This is a genomic window from Bacillus sp. NMTD17 (assembly GCF_002998735.1).
GTDB lineage: Bacteria > Bacillota > Bacilli > Bacillales > Bacillaceae > Bacillus.
The window spans coordinates 1-17,717 of sequence record NZ_PVRH01000007.1 but is presented as its reverse complement, the minus strand read 5'-3'; the positions used below and the strand labels follow the sequence as shown (position 1 = coordinate 17,717).

General features: G+C 43.0%; 16 protein-coding genes and 1 other annotated feature. Of the genes, 13 read left to right on the top strand and 3 right to left on the bottom strand.

The window, feature by feature from the left end; genetic code table 11:
* Positions 1-138 precede the first annotated feature (138 nt).
* The 7 genes from C6347_RS17625 to ccpA all read left to right on the top strand — a co-directional run bounded on the left by C6347_RS17625 (position 139) and on the right by ccpA (position 8,736).
* Complete coding sequence (locus C6347_RS17625) at positions 139-2,889, top strand: DNA translocase FtsK (RefSeq protein ID WP_106071935.1); 2,751 nt, start codon at positions 139-141, stop codon at positions 2,887-2,889.
* A 303-nt stretch (positions 2,890-3,192) separates the two neighbouring features.
* The gene (gene murC / locus C6347_RS17620) at positions 3,193-4,491 is read left to right on the top strand and encodes a UDP-N-acetylmuramate--L-alanine ligase (protein ID WP_034665503.1); all 1,299 of its coding nucleotides are present in this window, start codon (positions 3,193-3,195) and stop codon (positions 4,489-4,491) included.
* Between the two features lie 225 nt (positions 4,492-4,716).
* On the top strand, positions 4,717-5,136 hold the full coding sequence (locus C6347_RS17615; protein WP_003217556.1) for a DUF948 domain-containing protein: 420 nt from the start codon (positions 4,717-4,719) through the stop codon (positions 5,134-5,136).
* Between the two features lie 26 nt (positions 5,137-5,162).
* Positions 5,163-5,633 carry a YtxH domain-containing protein gene (locus C6347_RS17610; RefSeq protein WP_034665507.1) on the top strand — a complete coding sequence of 157 codons (471 nt, stop codon included), beginning with the start codon at positions 5,163-5,165 and terminating at the stop codon, positions 5,631-5,633.
* A 33-nt stretch (positions 5,634-5,666) separates the two neighbouring features.
* Positions 5,667-5,990 carry a bacillithiol system redox-active protein YtxJ gene (gene ytxJ, locus C6347_RS17605; RefSeq protein ID WP_034665511.1) on the top strand — a complete coding sequence of 108 codons (324 nt, stop codon included), beginning with the start codon at positions 5,667-5,669 and terminating at the stop codon, positions 5,988-5,990.
* Positions 5,991-6,207: 217 nt separating this feature from the next.
* Positions 6,208-7,284, top strand: a complete 1,077-nt coding sequence (locus tag C6347_RS17600) for a bifunctional 3-deoxy-7-phosphoheptulonate synthase/chorismate mutase (RefSeq protein WP_003217626.1) — start codon at positions 6,208-6,210, stop codon at positions 7,282-7,284.
* A gap of 450 nt (positions 7,285-7,734) precedes the next feature.
* The gene (gene ccpA / locus C6347_RS17595) at positions 7,735-8,736 is read left to right on the top strand and encodes a catabolite control protein A (RefSeq protein ID WP_034665514.1); all 1,002 of its coding nucleotides are present in this window, start codon (positions 7,735-7,737) and stop codon (positions 8,734-8,736) included.
* Between the two features lie 42 nt (positions 8,737-8,778).
* On the opposite strand, the gene C6347_RS17590 is transcribed toward ccpA, so the two are convergent.
* The 3 genes from C6347_RS17590 to C6347_RS17580 are packed head-to-tail and all read right to left on the bottom strand — an operon-like array spanning position 8,779 to position 11,249.
* A complete protein-coding gene (locus tag C6347_RS17590) occupies positions 8,779-9,939 on the bottom strand; it encodes an acetoin utilization protein AcuC (protein WP_066030541.1) in 1,161 nt (386 codons plus the stop codon).
* On the bottom strand, positions 9,936-10,577 hold the full coding sequence (locus C6347_RS17585; protein ID WP_106071934.1) for a CBS and ACT domain-containing protein: 642 nt from the start codon (positions 10,575-10,577) through the stop codon (positions 9,936-9,938). Before C6347_RS17585 ends, C6347_RS17590 begins: the two co-directional genes overlap by 4 nt.
* A gap of 39 nt (positions 10,578-10,616) precedes the next feature.
* Positions 10,617-11,249: a GNAT family N-acetyltransferase gene (locus C6347_RS17580; protein ID WP_060597021.1), complete on the bottom strand. Its 633-nt coding sequence runs from the start codon at positions 11,247-11,249 to the stop codon at positions 10,617-10,619.
* A 155-nt stretch (positions 11,250-11,404) separates the two neighbouring features.
* On the opposite strand from C6347_RS17580, the gene acsA reads away from it, so the two are divergent.
* From acsA to C6347_RS17550, 6 genes are all read left to right on the top strand, one after another.
* Positions 11,405-13,129 carry an acetate--CoA ligase gene (acsA, locus tag C6347_RS17575; protein ID WP_066030543.1) on the top strand — a complete coding sequence of 575 codons (1,725 nt, stop codon included), beginning with the start codon at positions 11,405-11,407 and terminating at the stop codon, positions 13,127-13,129.
* Between the two features lie 59 nt (positions 13,130-13,188).
* Positions 13,189-13,427, top strand: a binding site (T-box leader).
* A 53-nt stretch (positions 13,428-13,480) separates the two neighbouring features.
* A complete protein-coding gene (gene tyrS, locus C6347_RS17570) occupies positions 13,481-14,749 on the top strand; it encodes a tyrosine--tRNA ligase (protein ID WP_060597019.1) in 1,269 nt (422 codons plus the stop codon).
* Between the two features lie 320 nt (positions 14,750-15,069).
* Positions 15,070-15,648: an esterase/lipase family protein gene (locus C6347_RS17565; RefSeq protein ID WP_374955746.1), complete on the top strand. Its 579-nt coding sequence runs from the start codon at positions 15,070-15,072 to the stop codon at positions 15,646-15,648.
* A gap of 100 nt (positions 15,649-15,748) precedes the next feature.
* Positions 15,749-15,943 (top strand): hypothetical protein, encoded by a 195-nt coding sequence (locus C6347_RS17560; protein ID WP_066030545.1) that lies wholly within the window; start codon positions 15,749-15,751, stop codon positions 15,941-15,943.
* 86 nt (positions 15,944-16,029) lie between these two features.
* Positions 16,030-16,593 carry a cysteine hydrolase family protein gene (locus C6347_RS17555; protein WP_106036971.1) on the top strand — a complete coding sequence of 188 codons (564 nt, stop codon included), beginning with the start codon at positions 16,030-16,032 and terminating at the stop codon, positions 16,591-16,593.
* Positions 16,594-16,876: 283 nt separating this feature from the next.
* On the top strand, positions 16,877-17,717 hold an 841-nt coding region (locus C6347_RS17550), incomplete at its 3' end, for a collagen-like domain-containing protein (protein ID WP_483861157.1).

Here is a 17,717-nt window from a genome sequence, read left to right as displayed (position 1 = left end):
CGTACTTAGTGACTTTTTTTCATCTACAGACAGCACAAATAGCAAAGAGCAGCACTTTTCTCGCTTTTCTGCATGAAAAAGCAATGGTATACTAAAAATCGCCCAAGAAAACGTAAGGGGAGTTAAAGTGAGTGATAAATGATGAGTTGGTTAGATAAATTTTTTAGTGTATTTTTAGGAGAAGAAGAAAAGAAAGAAGAAAAAGCTGTGAGACCTAATGAAGGTCCAGCTGCACGAACGCAGCCAGTTTTTGAACAGTATAAAGAATATAAAAAAATTGAAGATACAAAAGTCTATTATGAATATCCGAAAGGCAACTTCCGCTTTCCGCTCGTTCCAGATGAACCTCTGCGTGACGGAGTGAAGCAGGAAAGAAGACGCGCAAAGCCAAGCAAGCCAAAGGCTAAGCAGAAGACCTATGAGCCAAAACAAACGGTGCAGCCTGACATCAATAAAAAGCCATTCAAAACAGAGCAAATTCCATCACCGATCTATGGCTATCATCAGGATATGCGTCCAAAACGAACAGAAGCGAAAGAAGAATCATCTCCTGTTCAAATGAAAGCAGCAGAAACAGCGCAGCGTGTCACCCTGTTATCAGAAGAGGCAGAGCGTGTACGAAATGTCAGACAGCAAATGAACATTCCGTCAATACGGAAAGAAAATCGTATGGAAGAAACGGTTTCAGCCCCAGCAGAAGAAAGAGTGGACATGCAAACAGACGTGACCCCGCTTACTTTGCAAGAGGAACTCGCTTATCAGGATCACGTTCAATCGACGATGGAGCGTTTAAATGACGAGCCTTTCATTCAAACAGAGGAAAAAGAGCAAGCCTTTTCTGAGCCTCAAGACCATATTGAAGCTGACTTACATAATCAGGAGGCCGAAGCTTATCAAGAACAGCCGGTAGAGGCTGAGCCGGAACAGGATGTCTCAAGCGATGACGAAGAAATAAAAGGCGAGCCGGTACATCAGTTTGTAGATCATACGGAGGAAATAGAACCGTTGACATTCGAAACAGCAGAAGACACACATCCCGCAATTGAAATGGAAGTAGACATGCCGGCAGAAGAAGTTGAGGTAACAGAAGACATCCCAGCAGAACCGGTCGCGGAAATAGAAGCTGATTCCATAGAAGATCATCAAGAAGAAGTGCCAGCGGCAGCATTTGAAGAAGCTGAGCCAGTCGCCAAGCATGATCTGCAAGAAGACCAATTGTTGGAAGAAGCTGAAATAGTAGAAGATCAAATGATGCCAATAGAACAAGTAGCAGACGATGAGACCGCTACTGAACCAGCAGAACCTGTCATAGAGCAGCAAGAAAAGCAAGAACAAGTGCATGAAGTCAAGGAAGAAAGACCGAAACAAGCAGCTCCGCAGACGCAACGTACAAGCGGACAAACCTCAACGGTTCCTTTTAACGTCATGATGTTAAAAAGTGATCAGCGTGTGCAAGGGCAAAAGAAAGCAGCAGATGCACAAGGGTATGTTTTCCCAAGTCTCGCCCTTTTAGACGTACCTCCAGCTCAAAAAGAAGAGGATGGGACATGGGTGAAAGAGCGGGCAGAGCTGCTCAATGCCACGCTGAAAAATTTCAATGTCAGAGCAAGTGTGGTTCATGTCACGCAAGGCCCTTCTGTGACAAGGTTTGAAGTACATCCAGAACCAGGTGTCAAAGTGAACAAAATCACGAACCTATCAGATGATATTAAACTCAGTTTGTCCGCAAAAGATATTCGAATCGAAGCACCGATTCCAGGAAAGAACACGATCGGGATCGAAGTGCCGAACCTTCACAGTAAAATGGTTTTCTTACGAGAGATGATCAGAAGCAGTGCATTTAGAGACAATCCATCACCCTTAACAGCAGCACTCGGATTAGATATATCCGGCCAGCCTGTTGTGGTTGATCTGCAAAAAATGCCGCATGGCTTAATTGCTGGAGCAACAGGGTCAGGAAAAAGTGTCTGTATCAATACCATTTTAGTGAGCTTAATGTTTAAAGCGTCACCAGATGAAGTAAAAATGCTCTTAATCGACCCTAAAATGGTTGAATTAGCGCCATATAATCACATTCCGCATCTCGTGAGTCCTGTCATCACCGATGCCAAGACAGCGACAGCCGCTCTGAAATGGGTAGTGGATGAAATGGAAAGGCGCTACGAACTGTTTGCACACTCTGGTGTGAGAGAAATTAAACGATTCAATGAGCTTGTCAAAGAAAAACAAATGGGTGAAAAACTACCTTATCTTGTCGTTGTGATCGATGAGCTCGCTGATTTAATGATGGTCGCACCAAATGAAGTCGAAGAAAGCATTTGCCGAATCGCACAAAAAGCAAGAGCATGCGGCATTCATTTATTGATTGCGACACAAAGACCTTCTGTCGATGTCATCACAGGTCTCATTAAAGCCAATATCCCAACAAGAATTGCTTTCTCTGTCTCAAGTCAGGTAGATTCTAGAACGATCATTGACATGGCAGGTGCAGAAAAGCTTCTCGGAAAAGGAGACATGCTTTTCTTAGAAAATGGCTCCGGCAAGCCGACGAGGCTGCAAGGGAACTTTGTATCAGACCGTGAGATTGATCAAGTAGTGGCACATGTAAGAAAACAGCGTAAGCCAGTGTTCCTTTTCGAACAGGAGGAATTAATGCTCCAAGGCTCTGCGATTACAGATGAAGACGAATTGTTTATGGATGCCTGCCGTTTTGCGATTGAGCAGAATAGCGCTAGTACATCGAGTTTGCAGCGAAGATTTAGAATTGGCTACAATCGTGCAGCCAGATTGATCGACATGATGGAACGCGAGGGCATGATCTCTGGTGCAAAAGGCAGTAAGCCAAGGGAAGTCCTTATGACACTGAGTGACTTAGAACAGCTGATCTAAACAAACCACTTCATTTTTTTTATAAACATGGTATGATAGCACATAGGTGCAATTTTGTAATTGGACGCTTTTCGTATGCCTGTCAGAACGCTTTTTTATATAAAATGAGCGAAAGCAGGTGTTAGAAATAGGAAAGTTGTCGGATACTAATCATAGTTAATATTGATTAGAATAGGAAGATCGGAAAAAAATCTTTATTTGGAGCTGCGATCTGTGAGCCGCTAGAGGCGAAAATCACAAGTTGCAAATTGAAATGAGCGTCATATACTGTAAGTCAGATAGACGTTTGTTGGAGGTACAATTATGACTGTTTATCATTTTGTTGGAATAAAAGGGACAGGTATGAGTCCACTGGCCCAAATTCTTCATGATACTGGGTATACTGTCCAAGGATCGGATATCGAAAAACATATCTTTACACAAAAAGCATTAGAAGAACGAAATATTAAAATTCTTCCATTTGACCCAGATAATATTCAGCCAGGGATGACCGTGATTGCAGGTAATGCATTTCCTGATACACACCCTGAGATTGAACGTGCCCTTTCTGAAGGGATTCCTGTCATTCGTTACCATAAATTCCTTGGAGAATACATGGATTCATTCACAAACGTTGCGATTACTGGTGCTCATGGTAAAACGTCGACAACAGGACTGCTTGCCCATGTGATGCAATCAGCGAAACCAACTTCATACTTAATCGGTGATGGATCTGGTATGGGGAAAGAAAACAGCGAGTATTTTGTATTTGAAGCATGCGAATACCGCAGACACTTCCTCAGCTATCATCCAGACTATGCGATCATGACCAATATTGATTTTGATCATCCTGATTATTTCTCGGACATTGACGACGTGTTTGATGCGTTTCAAAACATGGCGCTTCAAGTGAAAAAAGCCATTATCGCTTGCGGTGATGATGAGCATCTGCCCAAGATTCAAGCGAAGGTACCTGTTGTGTACTACGGTTTCAATGAAGAAAATGATTTCCAAGCACGCAATGTTGTGAAAAACACGGAAGGCACTACATTTGATGTATTTGTACGCAATACGTTTTATGATACCTTCTACATTCCTGCCTACGGAAATCATAATGTCCTCAATTCATTAGCTGTGATTGCATTATGTCACTATGAAGCCATTGATGTAGAGCTCATCAAAGGGGCACTAATGACATTTGGCGGGGTGAAACGCCGCTTTAATGAAAAAGTGGTCGGTGAGCAGGTCTTAATTGACGACTATGCCCATCACCCAACGGAGATTGAAGTCACCATTGAAGCAGCACGTCAAAAATATCCAGACCGTGATATTGTCGCTGTCTTCCAGCCGCATACCTTCACACGTACACAGCAATTCTTAAGTGAATTTGCTGACAGTCTGAAAAAAGCGGACTATGTATACCTATGCGATATTTTCGGTTCAGCCCGTGAAAACATTGGGAAGCTGAGTATCGAAGATTTACGAGAAAAAATCCCGCAGGCCCAATTGATTGCGGAAGAAGATACATCTGTGCTGAAAGCGCACGAAGATGGGATTCTGATCTTTATGGGAGCAGGAGACATTCAAAAATATCTGCGTGCTTATGAGAAAGTCGCTGTATAAATGCTTAAAGGAAAAGTGCCGTTTTGATCGGCACTTTTTTTATTTTGAATAAAATGTGACAAAGGGGCTAAATGTGTCAACATCTTCCGCTTTTTTTCGTTCGCTGTGGACAGGAATCAGCGAATAAGTGTAGAATTATTATTCAATCGGTCATTCTAGGCGATGTTTGAATGATACAACGAGAGGGTAATGAATTGCATATGCCCGCAGCAAAGGAGGTATCAGATGATTATTATTCTATATCTAAGCGTTGCACTGATCGCAATTGCTTTCCTCATTCTTGTCATCTATTTGTCCAAAACATTAAAATCCTTACAGCTGACATTAAAGAATGTTGCATCAACTTTAGAAGGTCTTGAAGGTCAGATGCAAGGGATCACCACAGAGACGACACAGTTGCTACATAAGACGAATCAGCTTGCTGAAGATATTCAAGACAAATCGGCAAAACTCAACACAGTTGTGGATGCGGTGCAGGGAATTGGCGGCTCGATCAACCAATTTAATACAAGCATAAAGCAGGCAGCTGGTGCAGTTTCTTCATCCGTTGAACGAAATCAAGAAAAAGTCACGGATGTGGTAAGCTGGAGTAACGCAGCACTTGAAATTTATAAAAAATGGAAACAACGAAAACACCAAAAATAAACCATTTTCGCATAGGAGGAATAATCATGAGCAAAGACGGAATCAATAGCAAAGACTTTTTGATCGGAACACTTATTGGTGGAATTGTTGGTGCAACAACAGCCTTATTTTTAGCACCGAAGTCAGGGAAAGAGCTTCGCGATGATTTGAACACCCAAGCGAATGTTTTAAAAGAAAAAACAGATCGCCTCACAACAGATGCAAAAGAAAGAGGCACTGAATATGTGACGATTGCGAAAGATAAAACGTCTGAATTGTCCCAACTGGTAGCAGAACAGTCAAACCAGATTTTAGACAAAGTGAAAGACATAAAAGAGCGTGCAGCTGGAAAAGCTAATCATGTGAAAAGTGAAGCAGAAGATGCAGCAGCTGACCTAGCAAATGAAGCTTCAGATGTAGCAGACGAAGCAAAAGTACGAGCACAAGAAGCGAAATCAGAAATTGAAGATGGCATCAAAGATGTCAAAGAAAAAGTAGAACAATCGACTAAAGGCTAACTCTCACTGCACGGAGTGAAGAAGGAGAACATCATGTCAAAACAACTCATTGAAACAGAAGAACAGTTTGATCAACTAACGAATCAAGATGGGACGTTTGTCTTTTTTAAGCACAGTTTGACATGTCCGATCAGCCAAGCGGCTTTTCAAGAGTTTGAAGCATTTGCGTCTGCACATGAAGACGTGCCTACTTATTTCTTGCAAATCCAAAACACAAGAGAGCTTTCATCCTATGTGACTGAAAAGTCGGGGGTAAAGCATGAAAGTCCCCAGGCACTCGTCTTTAGCGGTGGAAAAGTGAAGTGGCATGCATCTCACTCAAGCATTACAAAAGAAGCGCTTGAACATAATCTGTAGAAGAAACGTCAGCAATTGCTGACGTTTTTTTATAAAAAAAGGTTTACTTCAACCAAAAGTATGCTATAATCTTACACATAATACTTTATCGCTTAAAAGCGTTTGGGTAATAAAGAAAATTTTCGTGACAATTCCGAAATCTTTGTTTATAATAAACCCTATCATGAGAGAATGAAAAAATAAAAAGCGAGAACAGGCAGAGGAAAGGATGACAAAAATGAGCAACAATGAACTAGAACAATTGAGACAGCAGGCAGATGAACTAAATCTTCAAATCTTAAAACTGATCAATGAAAGAGGAAGCATTGTAAAAGAAATTGGAAAGGCGAAAGAAGCGCAAGGTGTCAACCGTTATGATCCTGTCAGAGAGCGCACAATGCTGAACCAAATTCTTGAAGCAAATGATGGACCATTCGAAAACTCAACGATTCAGCATATTTTCAAAGAGATTTTCAAAGCAGGTCTAGAGCTTCAAGAAGATGACCACAGCAAAGCACTTCTTGTTTCTCGTAAGAAAAAATCGGAAAATACAATCGTGAACATCAATGGAGAAGCGATCGGTGATGGGAAACAGCGCTTCATCGTTGGACCATGTGCTGTTGAAAGCTACGAGCAAGTCGCAGAAGTTGCGGCAGCAGCGAAACAGCAAGGACTAAAACTACTTCGCGGAGGTGCATTTAAACCTCGCACAAGTCCATACGATTTCCAAGGACTTGGTGTAGACGGTCTAAAAATTCTAAAGCGTGTAGCGGATGAATACGGTCTTGCTGTCATTAGTGAAATCGTCAATCCTGCTCATATTGAAGAAGCGATTGAGCATATCGATGTAATCCAAATTGGTGCACGGAACATGCAAAACTTTGAGCTATTAAAAGCAGCCGGATCTGTGAAGAAACCAGTTCTTTTAAAGCGTGGTCTTGCAGCGACTATTTCAGAATTCATCAATGCAGCTGAATACATCATCGCCCAAGGAAATGACCAAATCATCCTTTGCGAGCGCGGTATCCGCACATACGAAACAGCGACAAGAAATACACTTGATATCTCTGCAGTGCCAATCTTGAAACAAGAGACACATTTACCAGTATTCGTTGATGTGACGCACTCAACTGGACGTAGAGATCTTCTCCTTCCAACAGCGAAAGCAGCTCTTGCTATTGGAGCAGACGGTGTCATGGCAGAAGTGCATCCAGATCCATCTGTTGCTCTATCTGACTCAGCGCAGCAAATGGACATTCCTCAATTCGAAAAATGGTTAGATGCGTTAAGACCACTTGTCAACATTCACGCGTAATCATAGATAGAAAAGCCGCCGGATAACTGCCCGGCGGTTTTTCTATGGATAAAATATGATGAGATTGGGAATGAAAGGAAAAGAGCACATTACAAGCCTCAAAAGTGCTTGTTCACAATGTTTTCATTTTTAAAATTCGATAGAATCTGCTAAGATCATTGTCATAGCTGACGTTCTCGGCGATTTTTCATGAAATATGATTCAATTTACAGGTAACAAGCTCATTAAAGTTTGTTTAATTTAGTTATAAAAAGAAAGGGAACGTTTTCATATGGTGAAAAAACGTGTATAATTTCATAAAAGAATGTCATTTTGATGTAGATTGAAAAATTATGTGTCTCTTTTCATCGTTTTAATGACAAATAGGATATTATTTTCCTCGTATCTGACATGTCTCTATCCAATTGGTGAATGCTATAGATATGAAGTGTATTTGAAGGAGTGATTTATGTGAATAATGTTACAATATATGATGTAGCAAGAGAAGCAAATGTAAGTATGGCAACGGTATCACGCGTAGTGAATGGTAATCCGAATGTAAAACCAACAACAAGAAAAAAGGTACTTGAAGCGATTGATCGTCTTGGCTACCGTCCGAATGCTGTGGCACGAGGCCTTGCAAGTAAAAAAACTACAACAGTTGGGGTGATCATCCCTGATATTTCTAGTATCTTCTATTCGGAGCTTGCTCGCGGAATTGAAGATATCGCCACGATGTATAAGTACAACATCATTTTAAGCAACTCAGATCAAAATACCGATAAAGAGCTTCATCTATTAAATACAATGCTAGGTAAACAAGTAGATGGGATTGTCTTTATGGGCGGAAACATCACAGATGTGCTTGTTGAAGAATTTAAGCGCTCTCCTGTGCCAATTGTTCTTGCAGCATCTGTTGAAGAGCAGGCTCAAACACCATCTGTCAATATCAACTACGAGCAAGCGATTTATGATTCAGTCCAGCTTTTAGTTGAGAAAGGACATAAGCGAATTGCCTTCGTATCTGGCCCAATGTCAGAACCGATTAACTCTATGAGAAAGCTTGCAGGTTATAAGCGTGCGCTTGAAGAAGCGGGCATCGCATTTGACGATGCGCTCGTCGCTGAAGGCGATTACTCCTATGATTCTGGAATTGAATCACTTGCTCATTTACTTGAGCAGTCTGACAAGCCGACAGCTGTTATTGCGGCTACCGATGAAATGGCGCTAGGTGTCATTCACGGAGCACAAGATAGAGGCGTATCGATTCCTGAGGATTTAGAAGTGATTGGCTTTGATAACACGAGACTTTCTCTCATGGTGCGTCCTCAGCTGACAACAGTTGTTCAGCCGACCTATGATATTGGCGCTGTCGCAATGAGACTGCTGACAAAGCTGATGAACAAAGAACAAGTGGACGATCAAATTGTTGAGCTTCCGCACAGAATTGAAGAAAGACAATCAACAAAATAAAACGAAAAAGCAGGCTTACACATTAGTGAATGCCTGCTTTTCTTATGCATTTTTCTTTTCTCTTCTTACAGGCATAAGTGCTTTTTCTACAGTTTGAGCATTCTTTTCTGTGATTTCTGCTTTTCTTGGGATCGGTGGATATAAATCGTCAGGGTCTCCCCATGTCGATGGCAGGCTGACAGGCGATTGTTTATGCCAAGCCTGAACCCAGTCCTGAGGCAGTTCAGCCGGCGGTGTGATGCCTTTCATCTCAAGCCAAATCCGGCTCCATGCCCTTGGAACGACACGCCAAATATCATATCCCCCTCCGCCAACAGCAATCCATTTGCCATCACAATATTGATGCGCTAACTCATGGGCAAGTCTAGGAATTTCCTCATATATTTTCATGGTGGCAGATAAATGGGTTAACGGATCATAGTAGTGTGCATCCGCGCCGTTTTGCGTCAAAATCACATCTGGTTTAAAAAAAGCAGCAATTTCAGTCACTGCTGTTCGGTATGCTTCGAGGAACGATTCGTCTTCTGTAAATGCATCAAGCGGAATATTATAAGCGTAGCCATAGCCTTTATCGTGACCTCTTTCCTGTACTTGTCCAGTTCCAGGGAACAAGTAGCGCCCCGTTTCATGAATAGAGACCGTACAGACCTCTGGGTCGTCATAGAAGCTGAATTGTACACCATCTCCATGATGGGCATCTGTATCAATATATAAAATTCTTGCACCATATGTCTTTTGAATATATTGAATGGCCACGGAGCTGTCATTATATATACAAAAGCCAGATGCACGTCCTTTAAACCCGTGGTGAAGTCCGCCGCCAAGATTGAGTGCATGCTGCGAGTGTCCCATCATTACTTGGTCAACGGCTGTTAATGTCCCGCCAACAAGGAGAGAAGCTGCCTCATGCATACCTGCAAACATCGGTGTATCCTCCGTGCCAAGGCCGTAGCGTTCACCCTCTGCTGTAGAGAGCTTTCCTTCACTAGCCCGCTGCACAGCTTGAATATAATCGGCTGTATGGACGAGCTTTAATTCCTCCAGTGTCGCCATACGCGGTGCGACGATCTCATCATCTGTTAACGCCTTCATTTTTTGAAGAAGATCATATGTTAAGTAGACACGAAGCTGATTGAAGGGATGGTCTTGGTGAAATTGGTACGTTTGAAAAGAGGGTGAAAAAACAAAGGTCGCTTCCTTCATTTGATCGTCTGCTCCATTGGCCACAGCACCTTATAGCCTTTTGCACGAATCAGCTTCGTCACATGATCTGCATGAATGAGTTGAAGGCGGAATACGAGCACTTTAGAAGCTTCATTTGCATGCGGATACACGAGCACACTCAGCATTTGAATATGCTGCTCCTTTAAAATGGCCGTAATGTCTGCGAGGCCTTCTGTCATCTGGTCCACTTCAACCTCTAAGTGTGACCCAGGCTGATCTGCACCTGTCAGTCTGACAAACGTACGAAGCAAATCAGTCTTTGTGATAATGCCTACGAGCTTGCCTCGTCTCACCACTGGAAGGCAGCCAATTCCGTGTTCAAAAAAGACACTTGAAATCTCTTCAACGAAATCAAGCGGATGAGCAGCGATCGTCTCTAATACCATGATCTCTTCAACAGGACGCTGAATAAAGAGCTGTCTTTTTTCTGTTTCAAATATACTTGGACTGGCATTTTTAATATCCCGATCTGTCACCATCCCAATGACAGAACCTTGATCAGATACGATCGGAATATGCCGAATGTGATGTGCACTCATTTTTTGAATGGCTTCTTCAATCGTATCGGTTTTTCGCAGCGTGACCACATCACGCTCCATAATTTGTTCAATCATCATTGTTTACCAATCCCCTTTGCCAAAAAAACGAATTGAACGTTAATACATAAAGCGTTGATGGAAGCGAAGACGATCGAAACGCTCAATCGAATCAGGACTCACATTTTTCCCGATTCTGGCCATTAAACAATTGGCTGGATGTGAGCTAATCTCTGGCTCGTCTGTTGCAAACCAGACAAGACCGCCTGCGTTCATCATTTTCTCCATCATTTTGCGGTACTCCCACACGTTTTTCTTTGTCCCCTTTAAATCCCAATGCCAGTAATATTCAGTTGTAATGATGATATAATTCTCCATTTGCTCATCCATCATGCTCACATCAAGTAAATGCTTGCCAAGTGAGCAGCCTCTAAATGGAGGAGCGACCTCAATCGCGCCAAGCTCGATTAAATTTTCCATGTTACCCTCTGACCAGCGCTCAAGCGGATCAGGATACAAATACGTGACATAGCCTACGACAAGCTCATCCATTCTTGCAATGATAATACGTCCTTCTGGAAGGTCTGCTATTTCAACAAGTGCTTGTTTCTGTTCCTCAGGCGTGCGAAATGCCGTCAGTCCTTCATGAAAGGTATAGTTCGCAAGCTCTGGTGCAGGTACCGGACCTTCAATAAGGATGGAACCTGTTTCTTGCTCAATGGTTTTTGAATAATAAGTTTTAGGATGCTCCACGTATCCACCGCCTCAAATTCTAGTGAGTCGTCTCTATTTTATCTTAAAACTTGCAAGAATTAAAACGGTTTCACCATAAGTTTTTTAAAAATTGAGAAAAAAAGTCATCTATACTATAATGGTCATTGTAAACGTATGCAAAGGGGGACTGTTTGATGAAATTGGAAACGCTGCCATCAGTAAAAGGGGACTATCATTTAAATGATTATGAGCAGGCATACAAAGAATTTTCATGGGAGGAAGCAAGAAAAAACTTCTCGTGGTATGAAACAGGAAACATAAATGCAGCCTATGAAGCGATTGACAGACATGCGGACTCGTTTCGTAAGAACAAGGTGGCGCTTCACTACAAAGATTCACAGCGTGATGAAAAGTATACGTTCAGGGATATGAAAATCAACACAAATAAAGCGGGAAATCTATTCAGAGAAAAGGCGCATGTGCAAAAAGGGGATCGCGTATTTATTTTTATGCCAAGATCACCTGAGCTCTATTTTCTTCTGCTTGGCGCAGTCAAAATTGGTGCGATCGTTGGTCCGTTATTTGAGGCATTTATGGAAGGAGCGGTCAAAGACCGTTTAGAAAATAGTGAGGCGAAGGTCATTGTGACAACGCCGGATCTGCTTGAACGAATTCCGTTTGCAGAGCTTCCGAAGCTTGAATCCGTCATCATTGTCGGCGGTGAAAAGGAAGACGTCGATGGCGTTCGGACAATCCATTACGAAGAGGCGTTTGAGCAGGCAGCAAAGAACCTTGAGATTGAATGGATGGATGAAAAAGACGGCTTTCTGCTTCATTACACGTCAGGGTCCACAGGTACGCCAAAAGGTGTGCTGCATGTCCATGGCGCAATGGTGCAGCAAGACCAGACCGGTAAGTGGGTGCTTGATCTGAAAGAAGACGATGTCTACTGGTGTACAGCTGACCCAGGCTGGGTAACAGGCACAGTGTACGGCATTTTTTCACCATGGTTAAATGGGGCGACGAATGTCATTTTAGGCGGCAGGTTTAACCCTGATACGTGGTATGAAACCATTGAATCACTAGGTGTGACCGTTTGGTACAGTGCTCCGACTGCCTTTAGAATGCTGATGGGAGCAGGAGATGACCTCATTCAAAAATATGATCTCAGCTCGCTCCGTCATGTGTTAAGTGTAGGTGAGCCTCTAAATCCAGAAGTCATCCGATGGGGAGACGCTGTATTTGGCAAACGAATTCATGACACTTGGTGGATGACTGAAACCGGTGCACAGCTGATTTGTAATTATCCATGCATGGACATCAAACCAGGTTCAATGGGGAAACCGATTCCAGGCGTAGAAGCGGCGATTGTCGATAATGCCGGAAATGAACTTCCGCCATACCGGATGGGCAACCTCGCCATCAAAAAAGGCTGGCCGTCTATGATGCATACGATCTGGAACAATCCTGAAAAATATGAATCTTACTTTATGCCGGGAGATTGGTATGTTTCAGGAGATTCAGCTTATATGGACGAAGACGGATACTTTTGGTTCCAGGGACGTGTCGATGATGTGATCATGACATCAGGAGAACGGGTTGGTCCTTTTGAGGTGGAAAGCAAGCTGGTCGAACATCCGGCCATTGCAGAGGCTGGTGTCATTGGAAAACCAGATCCAGTCCGCGGTGAAATTATTAAAGCATTCATTGCGCTCAGAAGTGGATATGAGCCGACAGATGAGCTGAAAGAAGAGATTCGTACGTTTGTGAAAAAAGGACTCGCTGCACATGCGGCACCGAGAGAAATCGAGTTTAAAGACAAACTACCTAAAACGCGAAGCGGAAAAATTATGAGACGTGTGCTAAAGGCGTGGGAACTGAATTTACCGGCTGGCGACCTATCGACAATGGAAGATTAATTTTTTTCATCAGTTGACTTGATACCAAAAGTATGTTTAAAATGACATTAGTTGAATATGTAAAGGTTTTGACTGAGATTCAGTAGAATTATCTTTCCCTGTCCAAGAGAGCTGACGGCTGGTGCGAGTCAGTACAAAGAGATATTCGAATTACCCTCACGAACCGCTTTTACGAAAAGGAGCATGCATGCTGCCCTGATTAGTGAAAGAACGGATCTGTCCGTTATCAGTGTAAGTGAAAAGACGTGATTTGTTGTCTTTTAAGCAGGGTGGTACCGCGATATATATCGTCCCTTCGTTCATTCGAAGGGGCGTTTTTTATGTTGAATTGTAAAAAAAGGAGAATTGGATATGAGTCAATTGATGGAAGAGTTATCGTTCAGAGGATTAATTCAGCAGCAAACAGATGAAGAAGGTTTAACAAAATTATTAGCAGAAGAAAAAATCAAGCTTTACTCCGGCTTTGATCCGACAGCTGACAGCTTGCACATTGGTCATCTATTGCCAATTTTAACATTACGCAGATTCCAGGAAGCGGGCCATCACCCGATTGCCCTTGTTGGCGGCGCGACTGGACTAATCGGCGATCCTAGCTTCAAAAAAGCAGAGCGTTCACTAAACCCTGCAGAAATCGTAGAACAATGGACAGAGAAAATTAAAGGACAGCTGTCACAATTTCTTGATTTTGAAGCAGCCGAGAACCCAGCCGTTATCGTGAATAACTACGACTGGATCAGCCAAATGAATGTCATCACGTTCCTTCGTGATATTGGAAAGAACTTCGGTGTGAACTTCATGCTGGCAAAAGATATCGTCAGCTCACGGATTGAGACAGGGATTTCGTACACAGAGTTCAGCTACGTCATCCTGCAATCTTTAGATTTCGTAAACCTTTACAGAAATGAAAACTGTAAGCTGCAAATCGGTGGAAGCGACCAGTGGGGAAATATCACATCTGGACTTGAGCTGATCCGTAAGTCTGAAGCAGAAGGGGCAAAAGCATTCGGTCTAACGATGCCGCTTGTCACTAAAGCAGATGGCACGAAGTTTGGTAAAACAGAAGGCGGCGCCATCTGGTTAGATAAAGAAAAGACGTCTCCTTATGAGTTCTACCAATTCTGGATCAACACAGATGACCGTGACGTCGTGAAATACTTAAAATACTTTACGTTCTTATCGAAAGAAGAGATCGCATCGTACGAAGAAAAAGTGCAAACAGCACCTGAAAAGCGTGAAGCACAGCGCCGTCTAGCAGAGGAAGTCACGACACTTGTACATGGCCGTGAATCACTAGAACAGGCTGTCAACATCTCAAATGCGCTATTCAAAGGCGAGATCAAATCTCTTTCAGCCGAAGAAGTCAAAGTAGGCTTTAAAGATGTTCCATCAATGGAGAAAAGCAGCACAGAAGAATTAACACTTGTCGATGTCCTTGTTGAATCAAAGCTGTCTCCATCAAAACGTCAAGCACGTGAAGACATCACAAATGGTGCAGTTTCCATCAACGGAGAGAGACAAACCGATAAAGACTACGTCCTTTCAGCTGAAGACCGAATTGAAAACCAATTTACCGTCTTAAGAAGAGGGAAAAAGAAATACTTCCTTGTGAATTACAAATAAGAACGATGGGCAGCCGGCCGCGATAACCGGCTGCTTTTTTTATGCAAAATGAGAGATGAGTGCTCTTTGAAGAGTCTAATAGACTGTTCAAAGAGACTTTGTCTAGTCTTTTGGCATTGGCGTTGAGAAAGTCAAAGGTGCTTTTTCATTATTTATTTTCTATAAATTGATTGAACAAACAGTGCCTTGTTCACTTTTCTGACATATTTTTCTTATATAAAATAGAGTTCGAATAAGATGAATAAGGGGGAATGAAAGTGATTCGTTTTAAGAAAAAGAGTTTGCAAATTCTTGTTGCACTTGCATTAGTGATAGGTTCAATGGCCTTCATCCAGCCAAAAGAGATCAAAGCGGCTGAGCATAATCCGGTTGTGATGGTACATGGCATGGGCGGTGCGTCTTATAACTTTGCTTCGATTAAAAGTTACTTGGTATCACAAGGATGGGATCGAAACCAATTATTTGCTATCGATTTCATAGACAAAACAGGTAATAATCGCAACAATGGTCCGCGTTTATCCAGATTCGTCAAAGATGTGTTAGACAAAACGGGTGCCAAAAAAGTAGATATTGTGGCGCATAGTATGGGCGGGGCGAACACGTTATACTATATTAAGAATCTAGACGGCGGCGATAAAATAGAAAACGTCGTCACACTTGGTGGAGCGAATGGACTCGTTTCACTCAGAGCATTACCAGGCACCGATCCAAATCAAAAAATCCTTTACACCTCTGTCTATAGCTCAGCCGATCTTATCGTCGTCAACAGCCTTTCGCGTTTAATTGGCGCAAGAAACGTCCTCATTCACGGGGTTGGTCACATCGGTCTATTAGCTTCAAGCCAAGTCAAAGGCTATATCAAAGAAGGACTGAATGGCGGGGGACAGAATACGAATTAAAAAATGAAAGAAGACAGCGACTTGTGCTGTCTTTTTTTGATGTCATCGGACATATGACAGCTGCTAGATGATGAAAGAAGGTTATAATGGAGGTAAAATGATGACACAAAAACTCAAGCAATATTTTTTAGGATATTTCCCTTATTATCCGTGCTCATTTCTCCTCATCTATTTCATCTGGATGAAGTTTGTTAAATCAGTTCAAATAGGCGAGGTGATGTCCAACTGTACATCGATCATTGGTATCTATTACATCGTTGCCAGTGTGTGGTTTGTTTTTTTGATGCAAAAATAGGCAAAACATCATTAAAAGCATGTACAAATGGATCACCATTCCTTACACTACATGTAGTAAATGAGAATCTACGGAGGTGGGCGTTTGTGCAAAAGAATCAAAAGGCTTTGATCATTGTGGATGTACAGAAGGCGTTCGAGCATGAAAAATGGGGAGAACGAAATAATCTAGATGCAGAGAAAAATATCAGTCGTTTATTGACGTTTTGGAGAGAAAAAGGCTGGACAGTGATTCATATGCAGCATACATCTGACAAGCCGGACTCCTTATTTCATCCGGCAAATGAAGGGCATCTCTTCAAAGATATCGCCAAACCGCTAGAGGAAGAAACGGTGATACGAAAGAAAGTCAACAGCAGCTTTATTGGCACAAACTTGGAGGAACAGTTAAGGTCAAACCATATTAACACGGTCGTGATCACAGGATTGACAACCCCTCACTGCGTGTCAACGACAACAAGAATGAGCGGCAATCTAGGCTTTGATACGTACCTTATCTCAGATGCAGTTGCCGCCTTTGGACTAACAGATCAAAACGGTACATATTATGATCCCGAAATGATTCATCGGCTATCACTTGCAACACTGCATGATGAATTTGCTACTGTCATGACAACAGATCAATTGATTAGTAATTGGATGGTAAAATAAAAGATATCGTTATACGCTTAATAATACTTGAGAGAACCATGGAACAAAAAAATCCTCTGGAATTCTAGGGGATTTTTTTCATGATAGATTATATGGTTTTGAATAGCTTCTTGAGACTGGCTAGTCATCATGAAAAAACCATAGACAAATTTAGCGCAAAATACAATCAAATTTTCACAACCAAAAGACTTTTGGAAGACTCTAGCAAATTATGTTTATTCTACGATTATCTTTTTATTCTTTGTACGTTTTACTTATCTGCACCTATTTACGGATGTAACATATGAATAATGATAAAGGAGATGAACAACTGATGGGTTGTGATAAGTATAAAAAATGCCCTTATTGTAAACATAAACTATCAAAATCAAACTGTTGCATCATTTGTCATACAAAATTAATTGTAGGGCGACGAGGGCCACGGGGATTACGAGGGGTTCAAGGAGCTGCAGGAGCCATCGGTCCAACGGGAGTAACAGGAGATACCGGAGCGACCGGTCCAGCGGGAGCCGCAGGAGCAACCGGTCCAACGGGAGTAACAGGTGCCGCAGGAGATATCGGAGCGACTGGTCCAACGGGAGTAACAGGAGCCACGGGAGATACCGGAGCGACTGGTCCAACGGGAGTAACAGGTGCCGCAGGAGATATCGGAGCGACTGGTCCAGCGGGAGCCGCAGGAGCAACCGGTCCAACGGGGGTCACAGGTGCCGCAGGAGATACCGGAGCAACCGGTCCAACGGGAGTAACAGGAGCCGCAGGAGATACCGGAGCGACCGGTCCAACGGGAGTAACAGGAGCCACGGGAGATACCGGAGCGACTGGTCCAGCGGGAGTAACAGGTGCCGCAGGAGATACCGGAGCAACCGGTCCAACGGGGGTCACAGGTGCCGCAGGAGATACCGGAGCGACCGGTCCAACGGGGGTCACAGGTGCCGCAGGAGATACCGGAGCAACCGGTCCAACGGGAGTAACAGGAGCCGCAGGAGATACCGGAGCGACCGGTCCAACGGGGGTCACAGGTGCCGCAGGAGATACCGGAGCAACCGGTCCAACGGGAGTAACAGGAGCCGCAGGAGATACCGGAGCGACCGGTCCAACGGGAGTAACAGGAGCCACGGGAGATA